The sequence below is a fragment of the Bradyrhizobium barranii subsp. barranii genome (assembly GCF_017565645.3).
In the GTDB taxonomy this organism is placed as follows: Bacteria; Pseudomonadota; Alphaproteobacteria; order Rhizobiales; family Xanthobacteraceae; genus Bradyrhizobium; species Bradyrhizobium barranii.
The window spans coordinates 4,535,399-4,557,300 of sequence record NZ_CP086136.1; the positions used below are offsets into that span (position 1 = coordinate 4,535,399).

The window sequence follows — 21,902 nt, forward strand, 5'->3', positions numbered from 1 at the left end:
AAGGAACCAATTCATGACCACCGTCGGTATTCGCGGCACGTTCTTCGACTTCGTCGACGACCCCTGGAAGCACATCGGCAACGAGCAGGCTGCCGCGCGCTTTCACAAGGACGGCCTCATGGTCGTCACGGACGGCGTCATCAAGGCGTTCGGTCCACATGACAAGATCGCCGCCGCGCATCCGGGCGTCGAGGTCACCCATATCAAGGACCGCATCATCGTCCCGGGCTTCATCGACGGCCATATCCATCTGCCGCAGACCCGTGTGCTCGGCGCCTATGGCGAACAGCTGCTGCCGTGGCTCCAGAAGTCGATCTACCCCGAGGAGATCAAGTACAAGGATCGCAACTACGCGCGCGACGGCGTGAAGCGTTTTCTCGACGCACTGCTCGCCGCCGGCACCACCACCTGCCAGGCCTTCACCAGCTCCTCGCCGGTCGCGACCGAAGAGCTGTTCGAGGAGGCGGCCCGCCGCAACATGCGCGTGATCGCGGGCCTCACCGGGATCGACCGCAACGCTCCGGCCGAGTTCATCGACACGCCCGAAAACTTCTATCGCGACAGCAAGCGGCTGATCGCGCAGTACCACAACAAGGGCCGCAACCTCTACGCCATCACGCCGCGCTTCGCCTTCGGCGCTTCGCCGGAGCTGCTCAAGGCATGTCAGCGCCTCAAGCACGAGCATCCGGACTGCTGGGTCAACACCCACATCTCCGAGAACCCGGCCGAGTGCAGTGGCGTGCTGGTCGAGCATCCGGACTGCCATGACTATCTCGGCGTCTATGAGAAGTTCGACCTGGTCGGGCCAAAGTTCTCCGGCGGCCACGGTGTCTATCTCTCGAACAACGAGTTCCGCCGCATGTCCAGGAAGGGCGCCGCGGTGGTGTTCTGCCCTTGCTCGAACCTGTTCCTCGGTAGCGGTCTGTTCCGCCTCGGCCGTGCCACCGATCCCGAGCATCGGGTCAAGATGTCGTTCGGCACCGACGTTGGCGGCGGCAACCGCTTCTCGATGATCTCCGTGCTCGACGACGCCTACAAGGTCGGCATGTGCAACAACACGATGCTCGACGGCAGCATCGATCCGGCGCGCAAGGATCTCGCGGAAGCCGAGCGCAACAAGCTCTCGCCCTATCGCGGTTTCTGGTCGGTCACGCTCGGCGGCGCCGAAGGCCTCTATATCGACGACAAGCTCGGCAATTTCGAACCCGGCAAGGAAGCCGATTTCGTCGCGCTCGATCCGAATGGTGGCCAGCTGGCGCAACCCTGGCACCAGTCGCTGATCGCCGACGGTGCTGGTCCGCGCACGGTCGACGACGCCGCGAACATGCTGTTCGCCGTCATGATGGTCGGCGACGATCGCTGCGTCGACGAGACCTGGGTGATGGGCAAGCGTCTCTACAAGCAGAGCTGAAGCGAACGGTCGCGATGAGCGCATCTCCGGATCCGGCGGCCCAGGCGGTCGCCCTCGTCATCCAGCGTCGCATCGCCGACGACGGCTTTGCCGCGTTCGCGCGGTGGAACGGCGAGGTCGGCGAGGTGCTGAAGGCGTGGCCCGGCTTCCTCAGCCAGGAGGTCGTGCCGCCGCAGCCGCCGGCGCATGTGGACTGGGTGACCATCCTGCGTTTCGCGAACCCGGCCGCTGCCCGCGCCTGGCTTCAGAGCGATGTACGGGCGCGGCTGATCGCGGACGTGCAGCGCTTCTTCGTCGGGTCGGAGGACGTCCATATCCTTCCCGTCACCGGCGTTCAGCGCGACAGCGCGGTCTCCGCCGTCATCTCCTTCAAGGTCCCGGATGGACTCGAGGATGCGTTCCTCAAATGGCAACAGCGCATCCAGGCCGCGGAGGCCGAGTTCAGGGGGTTCCTACGTCACAAGATCGAGCGGCCTATCCCGGGCCTGCACGACGAGTGGATCGTCATCCTGTCGTTCGACAGCGATGCCAACCTCAACGCGTGGCTGGACTCGCCCTTGCGGCAGACGCTGCTTGAGGAAGGCGCGCGCTTCAACGCCGGCATGAACGTGAAGCGGGCAAGCTACGGCTTCAATTTCTGGTTCCCGGCCGGCAAGACGCAGGCTCCGGAGCAAGGGCCCAGCCTGATCTGGAAGAGCAACCTCATCGTCCTGCTGGTGCTCTATCCCGTGGTCTATCTCTGGGGCTATTTCATCAGCGCGCCGCTGATCGACAGCCACGGCGTGCCGGTCTGGCTGTCGCTGTTCGTCGGCAATCTCGTGAGTACCCAGCTGCTCGGCTGGTTTCTCGTGCCGGTCGCCTTCAGGGCGCTCGACTGGTGGATCAAGCCGAAGGCAGCGCTCGGCCGCCGGATCGCGGGATATGCACTGCTCGCCGTGCTCTATGCGGGCTCGATGGGCCTGTACGCGCTGCTGCTCGCATGGCATTGGGGACGGTGAGGCCATCCACCGTGCGGACCGTTGCGGTGCTGTCGGGGAGAGGTCGGTCTCTGGACGCTGACGACCATGTTCGCCCTGACATTTCTCGGCACCTCGGCAAGCGTTCCCTCAGTGGAGCGCAACCATCCGGCCCTCCTGGTGGAGGCCGCGGGCAAGCGTATCCTGGTTGATTGCGGCGAGGGCACGCAGCGCCAGTTGCTGCGCGGCGGCGCCGGCTTTCGCCGGCTCGACCGCATCCTGCTGACGCACGGGCATCTCGATCATGTACTCGGCATCCCCGGTCTCTTCTCGACGCTGGGGTTGCGGCAGACCTCCGACGTGATGACTGTTCATGCGGGCCCGGGCACGCTCGACATAGTCGTTCGCATGCTCGCGGGCTTGTGGGGCGCGGGCAGGGCGCCGATCCCCGTGGCGTTCGCGCAGCTGACCGAGGGGCAAGTCATCGATGCCGGTGACTTCACCATCGACTGCTTTCCGGTTCGCCACCGCGACACCGACAGCTTTGGCTTCTCTTTCCAAAGCCCCGCGCGTCGCCACCTTCTGCCCGAGCGCCTCGCATCTCTCGGCGTCCCGGACGGGCCGATGCGCGGAGAGCTGGCCGCCGGACGGCCGGTCGTGATCGCCGGTCGAACCATCGATCCGGAGGACGTCCTGGGCCCGCCGGGCGGCGGCAGGAAGCTCGTCGTGGTCGGCGACACCGAAACGACCGATGGTCTATCCCGATATGTCGCCGACGCCGACTTGCTGGTGATCGAGGCGACGTTCCTCGATCGTGACGCCGCGACCGCGCGGGACTACGGCCATCTCACGGCGACCGAAGCCGCTTCGTTTGCCGCCGCCAACAACGTCAGGCAGCTCGTGCTGGTCCACATGTCGGGACGATACGAGGATGAAGAGATATTGGCCGAAGCGACAAGGGTGTTTCCGAATACGCGGATCGCCGCCGACTTCGATCGCATCGTGATCTAATCGCCATCACCGCACTCAGCTCGTCAATCCCGACTTGATCGCGAGATCCTGGACTTGGGCCGTCGCCTGCATGAGCCGCGGCAACGCCTGGTCGCGGAAGGCCGCCATGTCCATGCGCATCGCATCGACCGTGACGCTCAAGCCGCCGATCACAAAACCCTGAGCGTCGAAGATCGGCGTTGCCAGCGTGCGCAGGCCATAGGCATTCTCGCCGTCGGAGACGGCATGGCCTTTTTTCTTCACCTGATCGAGCCGGGCGAGCAGTGCATCGAGATCGGTCAGCGTTCGCTCCGACAGTTTGACGCGAGGACGCAACTCGAGCCGCTCGATCTGCTGGTCGCGTGGCAGATGCGCCAGCATGACATGGCCGAGCGCGGCGCTGTAGGCGGGAATGCGCGTGCCCGGCCGGCGGTCCATCTTGTGACGGTCGAGGCCGGCACCGATGCGCGCGAGATAGACCACGTCGCCGCCATCGAGAATGCCGAGCGAGGCCGCATCGCCGACATCAGGGACGAGGTCGCGCAGCAGCGGCTCGACGATCGGCCGCAACGAGCCGCGCGACAGCACGGTGTAGCCGAGGTCGAGACAGGCGACGCCGAGACGGAACCGGCGGCTTTGCGGAACGGCCTGGAGATAGCCGAGCTCGGTCAGCGTTTGAATCAGGCGGAACGCCGTCCCACGATCGAGATCGGCCCGTGCGGCAATCTCACTCAGGGTCAGCTCGAAGGTTTCGCTGGTGAAACTCTTGAGCACGGCAAAGGCCTTGCCGACGGAGGCGACATAATTCTTGGGATTTTTGGCGCTAGTTTCCGATACGCGCTTCGCGGCCTTCCCTGCGACCTTGGCCATGCTCGAATGCCCCACCATGACAGCCATGCCCTTGACGTCGGGCCGGGCTGATTTTACGACTGCACCAGCAAATAACAAATGTTCGCATTCCGAACAATATCGTTCTGACGATCGGAGGAAGTTTTGTCGACATCATCGCTGCACCCTCATGGCGTGTTCTCCGCCGCGTTGACGCCGCTCGACGCCGAGCTCGCTCCCGATCATGCGCGCTTCGTGGACCATTGTCGCTATCTGCTCGACGAAGGCTGCGACGGCATCGCGATGCTGGGCACGACGGGTGAGGCGAACTCCTTTTCGGTGGCCGAACGCACGGCGCTGCTCGAGGCGGTGGTGGCCGCCGGCATCGCGCCGCGGCGGCTTTTGCCCGGCACCGGCGTTGCCGCGCTCAGCGACACCATCGCGCTGACGCGCCACGCCCTCTCGGTCGGCGTCGACACCGTGGTGATGCTGCCGCCGTTCTACTACAAGAACGTCACAGATGACGGCATCTTCGCCTCCTACAGCGAAGTGGTGCAGCGCATCGGTGATGCGCGCCTGAAAGTCATCCTCTATCACTACCCGCAGATGTCGGCGCAGCCGATCTCGCATGCGCTGATCGAGCGGCTGCGCAAGGCCTATCCGGCCACGTTCACGGGCATCAAGGATTCGTCCGGCGACTTCGCCAACATGACGGCGATGGTCGAGCGCTTCCCGGGCTTCGCTGTCCTCGGCGGCGCCGATCCATTGATGCTGCCTCTGCTGCGCAGGGGCGGCGCGGGCTGCATCACCGCGACCTCCAATGTCATCGCGCGCAGTCTTGCCTATGTCTTCAAGCACTTTGGCGACAGCGACGACGATCCGGCGCTCAAGGCGGCGCAGGCGCGCATCGTGAAGGCGCGCGAGCTGGTCTCGCAATTTCCGCAGATGGCCTCGCTGAAGGCGCTTGCGGCTGATCGCACCAGGCATGCCGGTTGGCAGCGCCTGCGGCCGCCACTGGAGTCCTTGCAGCCGGACCAGCTGAAAGAGCTGCTTGCGAATGCGGCGGCATTCGCAGCCTCAGCCTAGGCCCGGTACGGACGACGAGGCGATCTGATGTCCGACTCATTCCAGGATGCATTGGCCGGGCTCGCCGCGATCGTCGGCGACAAGCACGTCATTGCGTCCGGAGCCGACCATGAGCCTTATGTGGTGGACTGGCGCGGGCGCTATCGCGGCCGCGCGGTCGCGGTGGTGAAGCCCGGCTCGACCGCCGAGGTCGCCTCAATCGTCAGATACTGCGCCGACAAGCGCCATGCGATCGTGCCGCAAGGCGGCAACACCGGCATGTGCGGAGCGGCGACGCCGGACGATCACGCGGGCAATGTCGTGGTCCGGCTCGACCGCATGCGAGCCGTGCGCGACGTCAGTCCGCTCGCCAACACGATCACGGTGGAGGCCGGCTGCATTCTCGCCGAGGTCCAGAATGCGGCGCGTAGCGTCGATCGCTACTTTCCCTTGAGCCTGGGTGCCGAGGGTTCCTGCCAGATCGGCGGCAACATCTCGACCAATGCCGGCGGCACGGCCGTGCTGCGCTACGGCCCGACGCGCGATCTCGTGCTCGGGCTCGAAGCCGTGCTGCCCGACGGGCGTATCTTCAACGGCCTGCGCGCGCTGCGCAAGGACAACACGGGTTACGCGCTCAAGCAGCTCTTCATCGGGGCGGAAGGCACGCTCGGCATCGTCACCGCGGCGGTGCTGAAACTGTTCTCGCCGCCGCGCAGCTCGGCGCTGGCGCTGGTGAAATTGCCGGGTGTCGCGCAGGCACTCGAGATCATGGCGCGCCTGCGCGGCGTGGTCGGCGACCGGCTCGGCAGCCTCGAAATCATGTCGCGCTCGCAGATCGAGGCGATCGCGGAGACCGTGCCGCATGTCACCATTCCGTTCGAGCTGACGACGCCGTGGTATCTGATCGTTGAGTTGAAGGACACGCTCGCGGGCGTCGATCTCGACGAGCCGCTCGCCACGGCGCTGGCGGATGCGATGGAGGCCGGCATCGCCGAAGACGTCATCCTGGCCTCCAACCTCGCGCAGGCGAAAGCGATCTGGGCCGTCAGGCACAGCGTGTCCGAAGGCAACAAGCGCAGCGGCTATGTGGTCTCGCACGACAGCGTTGTGCCGCTGGAGCGCCAGGCGGACTTCGTCACCAATGTCGAGGCGCGAATTGTGGCCGCGGTACCGCATGCCCGCGTGGTGATGCATGGCCATATCGGCGACGGCAACATCCACGTGATCGCCCTGATCGACCGTGCGCATTGTCGGGAGCCGGCGACGACGGCCGCCCTGGTGGCGCAAATCAATGAGATCGTCGACGACGAGACCGCAGCGCAGGGCGGGGCGATCAGTGCTGAGCACGGCATCGGCATCACCAATCGCGTCCGGCTGGCCCGCGTCGCCGATCCGCTCGATATCGAGCTGATGCGCGGCATCAAGCGCTTGCTCGATCCGAACGGCCTGATGAACCCCGGCAAGATCTTTGGCGCGGGAGCAGCATGACGATGACGGTCGTGCGCCTGCTTGCCGACGATCTCACCGGCGCACTCGACACCGCGGCGGAGTTCGTCGGCCTGTGCGGACCGTTCGACGTCACCTGGGCGGATTCGCCCACGACTCCAGGCGCGCAAAGCCTCGCGATCGACAGCGGCACCCGCGAGCGGTCGAAAGCCGACAGCGTCGAGATCGTCGGACGGCTGGCGCCGCAGCTTCAGGGTGGGACGATCGCCTACAAGAAGGTCGACAGCCTGCTCCGCGGTGCCTGGGCGGCCGAGCTCGGCGCCTGCCTGCGCGGCGGCGATTGGGCGTCATGCGTGGTCGCACCGGCCTTCGACTATCAGGGACGCCGCACCATGGGCGGCCAGCAATTTGCGCGTACGGTCCAAGGCGACTGGCATCGTGTCGGTGACAATCTCCTGGCTCAACTGCAGCTCGAGGGCATCGATGCACGGCAGGGCCGGGCCGATACGCTGTCGCAAGGCGGTGTTCAGGTCTTCGATGCCGAGAGCGACATCGACCTCGATCGCGTCGTCGAAATGGCGCGGCAGATGCCAGGGCCCGTGCTCTGGTGCGGAAGCGGCGGGCTGGCCGGCGCGCTCGCCCGCGGCCATCGCGCCGATGCCGCGAGCCGGCTGAAGCGGCCGGTGCTGGGGCTGTTCGGTTCCGACCAGGCCGCCACTGCCTCCCAGCTCGCAGCATGTGGCGAAGCCACCATCGCGTTGGCCGAAGGTGAGGGGGGCGCAGGCGTTCAACGCAAGCTGGCTGACGATGGCGTGGCGCTGGTGAAATTCGCGCTCGCGGATGGCCTTTCGCGCACCGAGGCCGCCCAGCGGATCGCGCGCGAGCTCACGACGCTGATTTCGGCGCTCGATCCGCCCGGAACCCTGATCGTCGCTGGCGGCGAGACCTTGAAGGCCGTATGCGTTGCGCTCGGCGCGCATGCGCTCCAGGTGACGGGGCGTATCGTGCCGGGGCTGCCGCGCTCGGTGCTGCAAGGCGGTCGCTGGGCCGGCGTCGACATCATCTCGAAGTCCGGCGCGTTCGGCCCCAGCGAGCTGTGGCGCGATCTGCTCCGGGACAATCATTTGCTCAATACGGGGAGCCCGACATGACCTCTCGTCATCTTGCCATCACCATGGGCGATCCCGCCGGGATCGGCCCGGAGATCATCGTCAAGGCCTGCGTCGGGCTGAAGGACCGGATCGCGAAAGGCGATCTGCGCATCCTGATCATCGGCAGTGGCGCCGCGCTCGAGGGTGCCAAGGCCGCGCTCGGCGCTGCCGTTGCGATTCCGGAGGTGAGTGCTGACGATGCTGACTGGCCGAACCTCTGTTTCCTCCAGGCGGATGTCGAGGGCACCCCGGTCAAGCCGGGCGTGCTCAGCGCAGACGGCGGCCGCTTTGCCTACAAGGCGATCGAGCAGGGCGTGCGTCTGACCCAGGCCGGCCGGACTGCGGCCATCGTCACCGCGCCGCTCAACAAGGAAGCACTCAACAAGGCCGGCTATCACTTCCCTGGCCATACCGAGATGCTGGCGCACCTCACCGGTGTGCGCGGATCGGTGATGCTGCTCGCCCACGGCAACATGCGCGTCAGCCATGTCTCGACCCACGTGGCGCTGGAAGACGTGCCGAAGCGCCTGACGCCGGAGCGTCTGCGCATGGTGATCGATCTCACCAACGAGGCCTTGCTGCGGCTCGGTATCGCCAAGCCGAAGATTGCGATCGCCGCGCTCAATCCGCATGCGGGCGAGGGCGGTCTGTTCGGCCGGCAGGATATCGACGTTTCGGCACCGACGATTGCCAAGGCCGTCGCCGATGGCCTCGACGTCGTCGGCCCGGTGCCCGGCGACACCATCTTCGTCAAGCTGCGCGCCGGCCAGTACGATGCTGTGGTCGCGATGTATCACGACCAGGGGCACATCCCCGTCAAACTGCTGGGCTTCCAGGTCGATCCCGCGACCGGCCGCTGGCAGGAGCTCTCCGGCGTCAACATCACGCTGGGCCTGCCGATCATCCGCACCTCCGTCGATCACGGCACCGCCTTCGACATTGCCGGCAAGGGCATTGCCAACGAGCACAGCCTGATCGAGGCCATCGACTATGCCGAGCGGCTCTCCGCCGGCGCCTCCGTGTCCAAGTCATGAGATCGAACGCACGATGACCAACGCCTTCACGCCCATCGAAATCCAACGTCCCACCATCCTGGAATTCGGCAACGGCACCATCACGGCTGCTGCGCGCTTCGCCGAGCGGATCGGCGCCAGGCGGCCGCTGGTGATTTCCGATCCGTTCAATGCGCGCCGCGTCGACGCGCTGGCGCTCCCGGGCGCAGTGAAAGTGTTCGGCGACGTCAAGCCCGAGCCGGACCTGCCCAATCTCGAGAAGGCCGTCGCGATGGCACGCGACGTCAAGCCCGATCTTGTGGTCGGCTTCGGCGGCGGCAGCGCGATGGATCTTGCCAAGCTGGTTGCAGTGCTCTGCACCAGCGACGTGGCCTTTGCCGATATCGTTGGGCCGGAAAAAGTCGCCGGCCGCAGCGTACCGCTGATGCAGATCCCGACCACGTCGGGCACCGGCAGCGAGGCGGGTACCCGCGCGCTCGTCACCGATCCCGTCAGCCAGAACAAGCAGGCGGTCCAGAGCCGCTTCATGCTTGCTGATATCGCCATCGTCGATCCTGATCTCACGATGACCGTGCCGAGGGAGGTCACTGCGGCCACCGGCGTCGATGCGCTGGCGCATTGCGTCGAGGCCTATACCAGCCGCAAGGCGCATCCGATGATCGACCTTTATGCGCTCGAGGGCGCGCGGCTGGTCGGGCAATATCTCAAGCGGGCGGTCGCCGACGGCGGCGATCGCGAGGCACGCGCAGGTCTCTCCCTGGCCTCGCTCTATGGCGGCTATTGCCTTGGACCGGTGAACACCACCGCCGGGCATGCCGTCGCTTATCCGCTCGGCACGCGCCATCATGTCGCGCATGGGCTCGCCTGTGCCGTGATCTTCCCGCATACGCTGGCCTTCAACATGCCGGCAGTCGAGGCGAAGACGGTCGCGGTGCTGGCGGCGCTCGGCCTGCCGGCGCAGAACGATGCGAAGCTCGCATTCGACGCCACTTACGAGTTCTGCAAGAACCTCGGCATCGAGATGCGTCTGTCCGCGCTCGGCGTGCCCAAGGGCGATCTCGGCGTCATGGCCGACGAGGCGCACGCCATTCGCCGCCTGCTCGACAATAATCCGCGAGAACTCGGCCGGGATGCGATCCTGAACATGTACGAGGTCGCGTTCTAGTCACCTCCGCCGCGCGCGGCACCCAATCAACAAAACAGTAGCAGTAGAGGAAACTTCGATGAGATCGATGTGGCTTGGTCTTGTGTCAGCCGTGCTGCTGGCGACGTTGCCGGCAAAGGCGCAGGACGGCTACCCGTCCAAGCAGGTGACGGTGATCGTCCCCTTCGCCGCCGGCGGTACCGCCGACATCTTCGCGCGCATGGTGTCGAACCATCTGCAAGTGAAGCTGGGCAAGCCGTTCGTGGTCGAGAATGTCGGCGGCGCCGGCTCGATCCTCGGCGTGACGCGGCTGGCGAAATCGGCGCCTGACGGCATTACGCTCGGGCTTGCCAGCACCTCCGCGCTCGCGATCAACCCCACGCTCTACGGGCCCAAGCTCAGCTACCAGCCGGACAGGGACCTGGTGCCGGTCGCCCAGATCAGCGTCGTGCCGAACGTACTCGTCGTGAACCCCAACAAGATCAAGGCGCGCACCGTGCCGGAGCTGATCGCCTATCTGAAGGCGAACCCGGACAAGGTCTCGTTCGGCTCGGCCGGCGTCGGCACCTCGCAGCATCTTGCCGCCGAACTGTTTCAGCAGATGACCGGTACCAAGATGGTGCATGTGCCCTACAAGGGCTCCAGCCAGATGCTGACGGATCTGTTGAGCGGCCAGATCGATCTTGCCTTCGACAACGTGCCACTGCTGCTGCCACAGGTGAAGACCGGCCAGCTCGCGATGCTCGCCACTGCAACGCCCAAGCGCGCCGCCTTCGATCCGGAAGTCCCGGCCGTCGCCGAGTTCCTGCCGGGCTTCGAGGCCGTGGCCTGGCACGGCTTCTTCGTCCCCGCGGTCACGCCGAAGCCCATCGTCGAAAAGCTGTCGGGCGAGATCCGCGCCTTCATGCAGCAGCCGGAGACGGTGCAGAAGATGGCCGAGCTCGGCGCGGCCGCGGTTGCGGTCGATTCCGAACCTTTCAAGGCCTACATCGCCTCCGAGACGGAGCGGTGGAAGAAGGTGATCGAAGCGGCGAATATCAAGCTGGAATAGGGGTGGTAGCTTATCCGGAGATGACGATCGGGTCGCTGTCGGCTCGGCTTCCTCACGAGCCCCCGCCGCTTCAAGGACGTGTTTGACGGGTCGGCGTTTCTGGTGTCGATCGTTATCGGATGCGTGGCGGGGATCTCCGCGGGGCTTATGGTCGAGCCGAAGGAAATCGGCCGGCAATTTCTCCTGAGCGTCCTGGCGGCCGGATACGCTGGCGCTGACTTCATCGACGCGTTCGTGAAGAAGAGCGTCCCCGACATCAACAAGGTTGCGGAAGCGGCCAAAGCCGTCGGTGGGCCGGAAAACTTGCCGGCCGTGAAGGCGCTTGGCGGTGAGGCTCCGGCCGTCGCTTACGCGATCCGCGCCAAGGTGGCAGCCGGGACTTGAAAGCCTGGTCGGAGGGGGAGGCGGTGATCGGGTGGTTTGTCGGGGCTTGATATCTGTCCGTCCGGCTGCGCCGATTTCACAGGCGAAAGGTCGGCGCCGCAGGTCGGGACGAGGGGCGGACAATTCGCAGCTTGGCAAAGGAGAGACGTGTCATGACTGTCCTGCTGAGAAACACCTTCAAGGCCTGGATCGACCGGGCGCCGGGCGCGCCGCCCAAGCTGGTCATGGTCGGCGACGTGAGGGTACCTACCGATGGCTGGCAGGCCCGGCTGACCAGGCGCTCGCCGCAGGGGATCAATCCGAAGATCCTGATCCTCGACGTGAACACGCAGCAGCCGGGCGGCGAAGCGCAGGAAGCGATCACCACGATCCCCCTCCGCTACGAGGAGAGCCCGCCGCAGGACGAATACGGCCAGGTGATGATCGCGAACGGCAAGGCTGAGATTGTGGTGCCTTCGCAACCGAGGCCGGCGGCGCGGCTGCTGGTCTTGATCGTCGGGCTCGTGGCGGCGGTGCTCGCTGGTCTCTACACCGCTTATGTCATTGCCTATTTTGCGACGGCGGAGGATCTCGCGACGCGACGGCGGAATGAGGTGGTGGTTTTTCTTCTTGCCGGAGGGGGCTGCGTCGTCGCCCTGGCTGCCCGCTTCCTTCCCTCCCTGGGCCATCATGCCCATGTTCGCATGGCGGCCCTGGTGGCCTGCGGACTCCTTTCTTTTTTGCTCCTCGATAGCGTCGCGCTGGGATACGTCCGCGCCGAGGAGTCGCAATTCGCGACCTTCTGGAGCGAGAGTGTCCAGAGGCATCAATTTCTTCGGACGACCAAGGACCTGGATGTTGTCGTCCCCAAGAGATCGGTCAAGCCGTCCATGCTGATGGACGGTGAGCTAACCAAAAATCCGGGCCAGCTGCCGAATGATTGCGTCGGTGAATTCTATGGCAAGCGATCCGTGGTCTTGGGCGATTAGGTCAGCGGATCAGGCTGTAAACCCTCCCGCGCTTCGTTCGGGCGATCGCCGGTTGCGGCGTGCCGGCGTCGAGCGCGCGCATCATGCCTGAGTAAAGCCGACAGACCATCCCCATTGATCGACGTGAAGCGGCACGCCGGCGCGCCCGTTGATCGTGGCATGTGGACGTCGTCGAGGCATGCGTGCCAAGTCTCCTGGTGCTGATTGCCGGAGCCGGCCGCGGGTGAGGGCGGACATGCCGCTACGGCGCGAACGCAGCGAGAACAAGCTGCGATGCTTACAGAGGGGCTAGACCGCGAACGCCGGCGCGGCTATATGAGCGCCAGCGCGCCGCTGATTTGCAAAACTTTTGCTGCGGCTTGCAAAACTTCCGAAGAAAGTCTTGTGATATCAAGTGCTTCGGTGGGGAATGGTGTAACGGTAGCACAACAGACTCTGACTCTGTTTGTCTTGGTTCGAATCCAGGTTCCCCAGCCAAATCTCATTTTTCGCCGACTTGGACTTCTCGCCCGTTCCCGACTGGGCGGAGTTACTTGCGGTTTGTGCAAGCAGATCAAAAGGTTCGCGGAAAGTGGCGACCACTTCACCATCTTCCCAAGTGCAGTTCGATAGTACGAAGTTGAGAAGGCGCCGCTTTTCTCGCGGTTCCTGCATCGCGAACAACCGTTGCGCGTTGCGAGCGAGGTCGAGGAGCGCAACGCCCTCGTCCTTGTAGGATTTATCGGCATTCTGGTGCCGCTCGATCTCGCGCTGGCAACGATTCTGCTCCTCGCGCCACTGGTTCGACATTCGCTCGTAAAAGGCAGTGTCCACCAGACCGTCGAGCTTATCGACATACATGGCGTTGATGCGATCCTGAAGCCGCTTGAACTCGGCCTGATGCCGCTTGATCGCTTCCTCGTGCTCTCGGCGCTCGTCGGCGTTGCTGGCGTGGAGAGCGTCGCGCACCCATTCCAGAACCTCATCGTCGAAGCGAAGCCGCCCGAGCAACTCGGCAAACTGCGCTTCGAGCGCTTCCTCGCGAACATATTTGCGTCGGCAGGATGCGGGATTCCCTTGGCACTTATCGGCGTAGCCGGTGCAATGATAATAGACGTAGCGTTGCTTCTTGATCTCGCCGACCACCGCGCAACCGCAGGCATGGCAGGCGATCAGCCCGGAAAACGCGAAGTCATGCCGGCCGCGCTTGGCCTTTTTGGCGAAGCGGCCGTCGAGCACGCCCTGCACGCGCTCCCACAACTCGACTGGCACCAGCGCCTGATGCTTGCCCTGAATGAGCTTGCCGTTCCATTCGAACCAGCCGGTATAGAGCCGATTGCGCAGGATGGTGTGAACAGTGCTCACCGGCACCTTCGCCCCGCTCTTGGGATAAGTGAGGCCCGCCTCGTGCGCCTTGCGCGCCGCCTCCTTCAGCGAAATGTTGCCGTGCGCATACCATTCGAACAGCCGCGCGACGATCGGCGCGAGCGCCGGATCGACGGCGATGATCTTCTTGCCGTCCGGGCCGGTGATGTTGCGGTAGCCAAGCGGCGTCTTGGTCGGCCAGATGCCCTGTTCGGCCTTCTCCTGCATCCCCTTGCGAGCTTCCTCGGACAAGTTGTCGATGTAGTTCTTCGCCATCAGCACCTTGATGCCGTGCATGAACTTTTCTGAAGACCGCGACTCGCGCGATAGCACTACGCCTTCCTTGGGGAAGTGCATCTCGACGTCCAGTTCGTCCACCGTCACCCAATCCTTTAGGTTGCGGTAGAGCCGGTCGGTCTTTTCGACAAGCATCAAGCGTACCGACGGATGCGCCTTAAGATAGGCGACCATTTCGCCGAACGCGGCACGGCCGGTCTGTTTAGCGGTCTCTACATCTACATATTCCTGCGCCACGGCGAAGCCGTTGGTGGCGGCATATTCCTTCAGGAGCTTCAACTGAGCCGGGATCGAAAAGCCCTCCTTCTCCTGCTCTTTCGAGGAGACGCGGGCATAGATCACTGCTTGGCGGCGAGTGGGATCGGCGGGCGGGAATTTTGAGGCTCTTTTCATTCGTTTAGTGTACACTAAACATAACACGAAATCAAGCGATCTTGTTCAGCCAACCGCCCCTGCAACGAGTGCATCGAACGACGCCAGCAATCCGCGCCCGCGCGGGCACCGCTGGCGCAGCGACGGTATCGGGTCAAAGGCATCGTCTGCATGGGCAACGGACGCAGATCCAGGATGACCTCGACGCTCAATCGTCTTTCGACATAACGTGCGCGTGGTAACTGCACAGATGGCCATCGCCATAGCGATAGTCGTCCAGGGTCAAACCCTCACCACAAACGCCGCACTCATAGCCGTGGAGGCTGAACTCGCAACCTGGATTGAGACATTTCTCCTCGGCAACAACATAGGTTTCCTTCAAGCACTCCGGGCATTCATCCAGGACTGGATCGCCACTTTCCATTGCAGCGATGTGGCCTTCAGCCCAAAGGCTTTCTTTGAGGGCCGCCTCGATCACCTCAACATGATCAGCCGGCTCGCCGCATTTGGAACAAACAAGAGCCAATTCATCGGGCTTCGTCGCCTTCGCGTTGTCATTGCGAACAAGAGTCGAGGAACACTTCGGGCATTGGAAGTCCTGAAACGCTTCCCCGAGCGTGTTGGTTTCCCAGTTAACTGCATCGAAGCTCGCCCGGCACGCTCTCTGTTCCTCCTTGAAAACGCGCGCCTCCTTGAGCAGTGCTTCCCACGCATCGTTACCAAGTAACGCTGATGGTTCCTCTTTAAGCTCCTTCACAATCACGTCGCGAATGATCGGCATCGCGTCGGCGATTGCCTCTTGGATCAGCGCTGGCGCATGATTTGGGTGCATGTGCTCGATGTCATTTCGGATACCAGCTAATCGTTTCAGGTTTGACAAATCGACAGCCGATTGGAGCTGTTTGAATGTCTCCTCAATTTCAAAGCGGTCGATCGTCTTCTTGCCATCGCCAACGAGCTTGACGGTCCCGTCCGCTTCCTTCACCGCCTTCTTCTTGGTGCGGATAAGGATTTCGTTTGAACCGGGCGGCGACAATTGACGCAATACTTCCTTGGCGAGCAAGAGCACGCCCGAATAAAGATTTCGAGCAGCGGAAATAATGCGGCGCTCGTCATCCGACGCGAAATCTTCCAAGCCGAGTTGTATCGAAACCACCGCGTTCTTCAACAATGGGTTCATTTCGCCCCTCCAGCTCGCGATCCTCGGCCGGCGGCGGCACTTCCGCTACCCATCGCGCACGCCAATGAGGTGCAAAGCCCGCCCAATGAACTCCTGCGCGCCGGCGGACTGATCGGCCAGCCGCTTTATCTTGCGGCCCTCCAGGTCCCACTGATCCACCTGCGTCTTCTGCTGCCGATAACGGTGGAATCGATCCCAGATAAACGCCAGCATGTCTGACCAGAGCAGTTGCTTCACTTGGGGATACGCCGCCTCAATTTCCTCGCTTCGATCGCGCCCCACCGCCACTAGGCGGATGCGAAGCGTGTCGCTGAGATGGAAACCCGCCCGATAGATATCCGTCGCCGCCGCTTCGATCCGCTCGGGCGGAAGGCACCCGATCGCTGCAAGCACGCGATGGACGTTCCGCCGATCTTGCCGCGTCCACGGCCCGTTCAGGGTGCAAGGCTGATTTGTTTTTACCTCGGCAATGACGATGTCGATCAGATCGCCGGATAGCGCGAGCTTCTGCACATCGTCGGCCATGATGTCGTTCGGATCATCGAACAGTCGCTCGGCACGAAACGGAAATCGAATTGCCAACAGATCGGCGTCAGTTCGCTGGCCGCCGCGCCTTTCGGGGTGAACGACGAAATTCTCGATCTGGAAGAAGCCGTTCAAGCGGAAATACCAGTATGCCAACTTCTCGGGATCGAGGCGCTCAACTAAGCGGCTTTCCGGGACGCGGCTCATTCCGCCGCCTCCATCTCGCGGGCGTCCACTGGCGCCAGGGCTTCCGCCAGCAGCGCGTCGAGCAGGCGGCGGCGGGTGGAGGCAGTGGCGGTGAGGCTCGCCTCCAGCCGGTCACACAGCGCCATAAGTGCATCGACCTTGGCGACGATGCGGTGTTGTTCGGCAAGCGGTGGTAGGGAAATGACGACTTGGGCTAACTGCCCGGCAGAAAGTTGAGGCGTAGCGCTTCCGCTGGCGCGGGTATCTAGTTGCGTCGAAAACACCTCAGACTTCATGAACGTCAGTAGGAAATCAACGAACTGAGGCAGTAGGCTTCGTACAATCAGAAGCTGCGCATTGATGAAGCCAGTTTTAATTTCCTCGCTCGCTCTAAACAGGCCAAACTTTCCAACCGAACCTCGGAGAGTTACAAGAATATCGTGGTCTTGCAGTTTGCCGCTTCTAAGAGAAGCAAATTTCGCTTCTGAAATGTAGTCCAGGTTTGTGAAATGCAATTTATGACCTGAAAGGTTCTTAGTGCTAAAGAATGCAACGCCAGATCCTAGAATATCTGCGCCGCTTGGATAGTTGGAACTGCGGTCTCCATTCTCGAAGATCGCGAGCTCGGCCAAGGTTGCATCAGTCCAACCTTCCGGCAGCGAAGTTGCAGTCGCAACTCGTGACAACGATGGTGCGCGGCTAGATTTTACTCGTCTCTGCCTTTCCTTCGCGATCCGCTTCAGCAGTTCCGCCGCTGGCTCGTCTTTTTCATTTTGCGGCACGAGTTTGCCGCGCACGGCGAGATTCAGGATGGTCTGGCGCAGGGCCTTGATCTGGTCGGGGCGCGCGGTGAGCGACGGCAGCGCGTCGTGGGCGAAGCGGGCGTCGACTTCGAATGTTTCGGGATCGGGCACGTTAAGTCGGGCGAGGCTCGCCGCCGCCAGCCGGTCGCGCACCCCCTCGCGGCCCGCCCAGGCCGACTCCAGCCGGTCGCAGAGGCCCATCAGTTCATCGACCTTGCGCTGGACCAATGGTGGAACGAGCGGCACCGGAACGTGAGAAACCTTGCCAACACTCAGCGAGACATTCGCCGTCCCGATCATTTGGGACACAAGCAACTCGTCCTTGAATGAGGTCAGATATTCGAAAAGAAAACGCGCCGAGATAAGTTCGGGCGCATGGGGAAAAATCGCGGCCAAAATACTGCCGAGGGCGAACTTACCTTCCTGATAATGGAGCCTTTGCAAGCTGGCCTTGCCATGGCCTGCCGATGAAACAAGCGGTACGATTGCAGCCGAACCCTCAAAATCAAAGTGATCGCAAGTCCCGCGTTCCTCAGCCGTAACCACAAGGGGATAAGCGCCGGGCTCAGCCTTCATGATGCCCGTCTGCCCTTTTTCGATCCTCGCGATTTCTCCAAGGCGGACAAAACTTGACGGGTCAGTGAAGCCTTTCGGCAAGTCCTCAAGAGAAACGGCGCTCAACGGACTTTGGTTACGAAGCGCTCCTTGTTGAACGAGAACGCGCTTCCTTGTTTCAATCTCCTTTAACAAACTTGAGGGTGCCAGCGCCGCTTCATCGGGTGCAACCAGCTTGCCGGACATGGCAAGGCCAACGACAAGTTTTCGAAACTGCTGGACCGTTTCCGGTCCATCACCAAGGCGATTGAAAGCATCGAGAAGGCGTTCGGAGTTCATAGAGCGAGCGCCTCGGCCAGGATCGCCTTCAATTCATCCCGCAAGCCCGCCGTCTCGGCTTCGGCGCGGGCGAGTTCGGCCAGCAGCGTTTCCGGGTCGCCGTGATCGTCGGCGACGCTGTGCGGGTTTTTGATATCGAGATTGTAGCCGCCCGCCTTCACCTCCTCGGCGCTCACCTTCCACGCCTGCGGCGTCTCCTCGCGGCCCTTGCGCTCCTTGCCGCCCCACCAGTCGATGCAGCCCTGAAAATAGTCCAGCCGGATTGGCTTGGTCATCGAATAGGCTTTCTGGCCTTCCGGCACGCGGTGCTCGTAGAACCAGATGTCTTTCGTCGGCGCGCCCTTCTCGAAGAACAGGAGGTTGGTGCCGATCGAGGCATAAGGCTTGAACACGGAATTGGGCAGGCGGACGATGGTGTGGAGGTTGCATTCCTCCATCAGATGTTCCTTGAGCCGCGTCTTCACACCCTCGCCGAACAGCGTGCCATCAGGCAGCACCACGGCGGCGCGACCTTCCGGCTTCAGTAGGCGCACGATCAGCGCCAGGAACAGGTCGGCCGTCTCTTTGGTACGGAAGGTCGGGAAATTGTTCTCAATGCCGTCTTCTTCCTTTCCACCGAACGGCGGATTGGTGACGATGATGTCAACTCGCTCATCCTTCGTCCAACTAATCAGCGCGCGTCTTAGCGTGTTGTCGTGGCGCACGAAGCTTGGGTCTTCGATGTCGTGGAGCAGCATGTTAGTGACGCAGAGCATGTGCGGAAGCTGCTTCTTCTCCACGGCCCGCAGGGCGCCTTGCATTTTTTCGCGCTGTTTCGGCGTGCGGACATACCCCTTGGCCTCCATGTGGCGGATGGCGCAGGTGAGAAATCCGCCCGTGCCGCAGGCCGGATCGAATAGGACTTCGCCCGGATGCGGATCGATGCGATCGACCATGAAGGCGGTCACGGCGCGCGGCGTGTAATATTCGCCGGCATTGCCGGCCGATTGCAGGTCGTTGAGCAATTGCTCGTAGAACTCGCCGAAGTGCCGCCGCTCGTCGAGATTATTAAAATCGACCTGATTGATCTTGTTCACCACCTGCCGCAGCAGTTGGCCGGATTTCATGTAATTGTAGGCGTCCTCGAACACGTCCCGCACCACGCGGCGGCGGTCGCCAGGTTTGGCCGAAATCTGCAGGCCCTTCAGCGCTGGGAAAAGCTGGTCGTTGATGAAGTCGAGCAACGCCTGCCCTGTGATGCCCTCCGGGTCCGCAGCCCAGTTGCGCCATTGGAATTTCTTCGGCAGCGGCGAGCGGTAGCCGTCCTTGGTCAGTTCGAGTTCCTGATCCTGATCGTCGATGATCTTTAGAAAGAACAGCCAAGTGAGCTGGCTGATGCGCTGCGCATCGCCGTCGACCCCCACGTCTTGGCGCATGATGTCTTGAATGGATTTGACAGAAGTGCGGACGATCATGGGTTAGGCGGTCTCCTGATAAAGCGCGTCCTGCATTTCGTGGACGGCTTTTTCGAAGCCTTCCTTGCCGCCGAACGCCCTGATGAGTTGCATGACGCTGCCCATCGCGGTGAAAGGCGTCACCTTCAGCACGTTGGCGTCGTCGAGATTGAGCACACCCTCGTCGCGGTACTTTTCCAGAAGCGCATCGAGCACGGTGCGAGCCTGCGGCCCGTATTTGGTGAACACGTCGCGCTTCTTCACGTTCTCGGCCCGCTCGCGGCGGGTCAGCGGCTTCTTGTCGAAGGCGACGTGGCAGATCAGATCGAAGGGATCGAGGTTCTTGCCGAGTTCGTCGGCTATGGCGTCGAGCGCCAAGCCCTCGGCTTCCAGTTCCTCGATGATCGCCTGTTTTCGTTCGGCCGATTTCCAGCGCTTGAGGAAATCGTCGAGGCTGGCGAAGCGCTTCTTCAGCGCCGTCTTGGTGAAGTCGCGCAGGGATTCGGTGACGAGCTTGCCGTTCTCGTCGAGATATTCGACGCGCTCGGCGAGGATGCGGGCGCCGACGCCATCAACATAAATCTTTCGAATCGGATCGCCGGGCGGGAGCGGCAAGCCCGGCTGATCGACCACGGTTTCGTCGTTGCCGGGTGTGGGCGGGATCGTGTGGTCGCCCTGCGGCGCGTCATCGGGCGGCGTGATCGGGTCGCCGTCGCCGGGCGCGTAAATCTGCACCGGCTCGCCGTCGAAATCCGGGTCGGCGAAATGGCTGGTCGCGCCGCGAAAGTCGATCAATGTGAAGAAGAACTTCTTGGTGTCCTCGTGAACGCGGGTGCCGCGCCCGACGATCTGCTTGAACTCGGTCATCGAGCCCACCGCGCGATCAAGCACGATCAAGCGGCAGGTCTGTGCATCGACGCCGGTCGAGAGAAGCCGCGAGGTTGTCACCAGAACGGGATATTTCGATTCCGGGTCGATGAAGTTGCCAAGCTGGTCCTGGCCTTCCTTGTCGCTGCCCGTGATGCGCATAACGTAGCGCTGGTTTTCGGACACCAGATCGGCGTTCTCGTTGACGAGCGCCTGCCGCATGCGCGCCGCGTGTTCCTCGTCGACGCAGAACACGATGGTTTTCTGGTAGCGGTCGCCACTTTCCTTGAGGAACTCAGTGATCTTCTTCGCCGTCAGCACCGTGCGGTCGTCGAGCACGATGTGCCGGTCGAAATCCTTGGCGTTGTAGATGCGGTCCTCGACCTCGTTGCCGTCGCGGTCGAGCTGGCCAAGTTCGGGCCGGTAGCCTTCTACGTCGCGGTCGATGTGCACCTTGATGACCTTGTACGGCGCGAGGAAGCCGTCGCTGATCCCCTGCTTCAGCGAATAGGTGAAGGCCGGTGCGCCGAAATAGTCGGTGTTGGAGACATATTCAGTTTCCTTCGGCGTGGCGGTGAGGCCGATCTGTGTGGCGCCCGAGAAATGGTCGAGGATTTCGCGCCAGGCAGAGTCCTCGGCAGCACTGCCACGGTGGCATTCGTCGATCACGATCAGGTCGAAGAAGCCCGGCGAGAACTCGCGGTAGAGCTTCTGGCGCTCTTCCGGTCCGGTTATCGCCTGATAGAGTCCGAGATAGACCTCGAAGGCGGTGTCGATCCGCCGTTTCTTGTCGAGCGCAAGCGGCAGTTCTTCCTTGGTGCCGTCCTGCTTCTCGATCGTCTTCGCGTTGGTCGAAAGTTTCGCCATAGCCGGGCCGAACGGGCGGAAATCGTTCACCATCGTCTGGTCGATCAGCACGTTGCGGTCAGCAAGGAACAGGATGCGCTTCTTGCGGCCGGCCTTCCAGAGACGCCAGATGATCTGAAAGGCCGTGTAGGTCTTGCCGGTGCCGGTCGCCATTACGAGCAGCACGCGGTCGCGGCCCTTGGCGATGGCCTCGATCGCGGCGTTGACGGCGTTGACCTGATAATAGCGCGGGGCCTTGCCGCTGCCGTCGTCGAAATAGTCCTGCAGCACGATCTGCTCGGCCTCGTCGTCCAGGCCTTTCCAGGCGCGATAGCGCGCCCACAGGTCTGCCGGCGAGGGGAAGGCGTCAAGGCCAAGGTTTGCCTCCACCGGGGCGCTCAGTCCGGTGCGGTCGTGAAAGACGAAGCCGTCGCCATTCGAGGAAAACACGAAGGGAATATCCAGCGTCGCCGCGTAGTCGAGGCCCTGCTGGATACCGTGGCCGACACTGTGATTATTGTCCTTGGCCTCGATCAGCGCGATTGGGATGTTCGGCTTGTAGTATAGAACGAAGTCGGCCTTCTTGGCCTTGCCACGCGTGACCAGCTTACCGCGCACGATGATCTGGCCTTTGGTAAAATAGACCTCCTCCCGAACCTGCACCATTTCGTCCCAGCCGGCGCGCTTGATGGCTGGCAGGATGAACTTGGTGCAGATATCGCGCTGAGTGAGGCTTCGTTTGTCCATC

Annotated in this window: 17 protein-coding genes, 1 tRNA gene and 1 pseudogene; 12 read left to right on the forward strand and 7 right to left on the reverse strand. The window is 62.9% G+C overall.

Translation table 11 applies throughout. The features are described 5' to 3' along the window. Window positions 1-13 precede the first annotated feature (13 nt). The 3 genes from guaD to rnz all read left to right on the forward strand — a co-directional run bounded on the left by guaD (window position 14) and on the right by rnz (window position 3,378). The gene (gene guaD, locus J4G43_RS21385; protein ID WP_208086193.1) at window positions 14-1,411 is read left to right on the forward strand and encodes a guanine deaminase; all 1,398 of its coding nucleotides are present in this window, start codon (window positions 14-16) and stop codon (window positions 1,409-1,411) included. Between the two features lie 14 nt (window positions 1,412-1,425). Next, entirely contained in the window at window positions 1,426-2,409 is a 984-nt protein-coding gene (locus J4G43_RS21390; protein WP_208086194.1) for an antibiotic biosynthesis monooxygenase, read from the forward strand. Between the two features lie 66 nt (window positions 2,410-2,475). Then, window positions 2,476-3,378, forward strand: a complete 903-nt coding sequence (gene rnz / locus J4G43_RS21395) for a ribonuclease Z (RefSeq protein WP_208086195.1) — start codon at window positions 2,476-2,478, stop codon at window positions 3,376-3,378. A 15-nt stretch (window positions 3,379-3,393) separates the two neighbouring features. Here rnz and J4G43_RS21400 read toward each other — a convergent pair whose 3' ends face one another. Beyond that, entirely contained in the window at window positions 3,394-4,254 is an 861-nt protein-coding gene (locus J4G43_RS21400) for an IclR family transcriptional regulator (RefSeq protein WP_225005010.1), read from the reverse strand. Between the two features lie 96 nt (window positions 4,255-4,350). On the opposite strand from J4G43_RS21400, the gene J4G43_RS21405 reads away from it, so the two are divergent. From J4G43_RS21405 to J4G43_RS21445, 9 genes are all read left to right on the forward strand, one after another. Then, window positions 4,351-5,271 carry a dihydrodipicolinate synthase family protein gene (locus tag J4G43_RS21405; RefSeq protein WP_208086196.1) on the forward strand — a complete coding sequence of 307 codons (921 nt, stop codon included), beginning with the start codon at window positions 4,351-4,353 and terminating at the stop codon, window positions 5,269-5,271. A 27-nt stretch (window positions 5,272-5,298) separates the two neighbouring features. Further along, on the forward strand, window positions 5,299-6,738 hold the full coding sequence (locus J4G43_RS21410; RefSeq protein WP_208086197.1) for an FAD-binding oxidoreductase: 1,440 nt from the start codon (window positions 5,299-5,301) through the stop codon (window positions 6,736-6,738). Between the two features lie 2 nt (window positions 6,739-6,740). Next, on the forward strand, window positions 6,741-7,847 hold the full coding sequence (locus J4G43_RS21415) for a four-carbon acid sugar kinase family protein (protein ID WP_208089377.1): 1,107 nt from the start codon (window positions 6,741-6,743) through the stop codon (window positions 7,845-7,847). Next, entirely contained in the window at window positions 7,844-8,881 is a 1,038-nt protein-coding gene (pdxA, locus tag J4G43_RS21420; RefSeq protein ID WP_208086198.1) for a 4-hydroxythreonine-4-phosphate dehydrogenase PdxA, read from the forward strand. The genes J4G43_RS21415 and pdxA overlap by 4 nt, the downstream gene beginning before the upstream one ends. 13 nt (window positions 8,882-8,894) lie before the next feature. Continuing rightward, window positions 8,895-10,025 carry an iron-containing alcohol dehydrogenase gene (locus tag J4G43_RS21425; RefSeq protein ID WP_225005012.1) on the forward strand — a complete coding sequence of 377 codons (1,131 nt, stop codon included), beginning with the start codon at window positions 8,895-8,897 and terminating at the stop codon, window positions 10,023-10,025. Between the two features lie 58 nt (window positions 10,026-10,083). Further along, window positions 10,084-11,055, forward strand: a complete 972-nt coding sequence (locus tag J4G43_RS21430) for a Bug family tripartite tricarboxylate transporter substrate binding protein (protein ID WP_208086200.1) — start codon at window positions 10,084-10,086, stop codon at window positions 11,053-11,055. Between the two features lie 102 nt (window positions 11,056-11,157). Beyond that, window positions 11,158-11,439, forward strand: coding sequence for a hypothetical protein (locus J4G43_RS21435; RefSeq protein WP_208086201.1), 282 nt, complete (start codon window positions 11,158-11,160; stop codon window positions 11,437-11,439). A 152-nt stretch (window positions 11,440-11,591) separates the two neighbouring features. Beyond that, on the forward strand, window positions 11,592-12,407 hold the full coding sequence (locus J4G43_RS21440; RefSeq protein WP_225005014.1) for a hypothetical protein: 816 nt from the start codon (window positions 11,592-11,594) through the stop codon (window positions 12,405-12,407). A 403-nt stretch (window positions 12,408-12,810) separates the two neighbouring features. Beyond that, window positions 12,811-12,884 (forward strand) — tRNA-Gln (locus J4G43_RS21445). 570 nt (window positions 12,885-13,454) lie between these two features. Here J4G43_RS21445 and J4G43_RS21450 read toward each other — a convergent pair. From J4G43_RS21450 to hsdR, 6 genes and pseudogenes are all read right to left on the reverse strand, one after another. Beyond that, window positions 13,455-14,441: pseudogene (locus J4G43_RS21450) on the reverse strand (recombinase family protein); the annotation flags it as partial. Between the two features lie 187 nt (window positions 14,442-14,628). Beyond that, window positions 14,629-15,600 carry a hypothetical protein gene (locus J4G43_RS21455; RefSeq protein ID WP_208086202.1) on the reverse strand — a complete coding sequence of 324 codons (972 nt, stop codon included), beginning with the start codon at window positions 15,598-15,600 and terminating at the stop codon, window positions 14,629-14,631. A 45-nt stretch (window positions 15,601-15,645) separates the two neighbouring features. Further along, window positions 15,646-16,332, reverse strand: coding sequence for a hypothetical protein (locus J4G43_RS21460; protein WP_208086203.1), 687 nt, complete (start codon window positions 16,330-16,332; stop codon window positions 15,646-15,648). Next, a complete protein-coding gene (locus J4G43_RS21465) occupies window positions 16,329-18,008 on the reverse strand; it encodes a restriction endonuclease subunit S (protein WP_208086204.1) in 1,680 nt (559 codons plus the stop codon). Before J4G43_RS21465 ends, J4G43_RS21460 begins: the two co-directional genes overlap by 4 nt. Beyond that, window positions 18,005-19,462 carry a type I restriction-modification system subunit M gene (locus J4G43_RS21470; protein ID WP_208086205.1) on the reverse strand — a complete coding sequence of 486 codons (1,458 nt, stop codon included), beginning with the start codon at window positions 19,460-19,462 and terminating at the stop codon, window positions 18,005-18,007. Before J4G43_RS21470 ends, J4G43_RS21465 begins: the two co-directional genes overlap by 4 nt. 3 nt (window positions 19,463-19,465) lie before the next feature. After that, on the reverse strand, window positions 19,466-21,901 hold the full coding sequence (gene hsdR, locus J4G43_RS21475; protein ID WP_208086206.1) for an EcoAI/FtnUII family type I restriction enzme subunit R: 2,436 nt from the start codon (window positions 21,899-21,901) through the stop codon (window positions 19,466-19,468). Window position 21,902 lies beyond the last annotated feature (1 nt).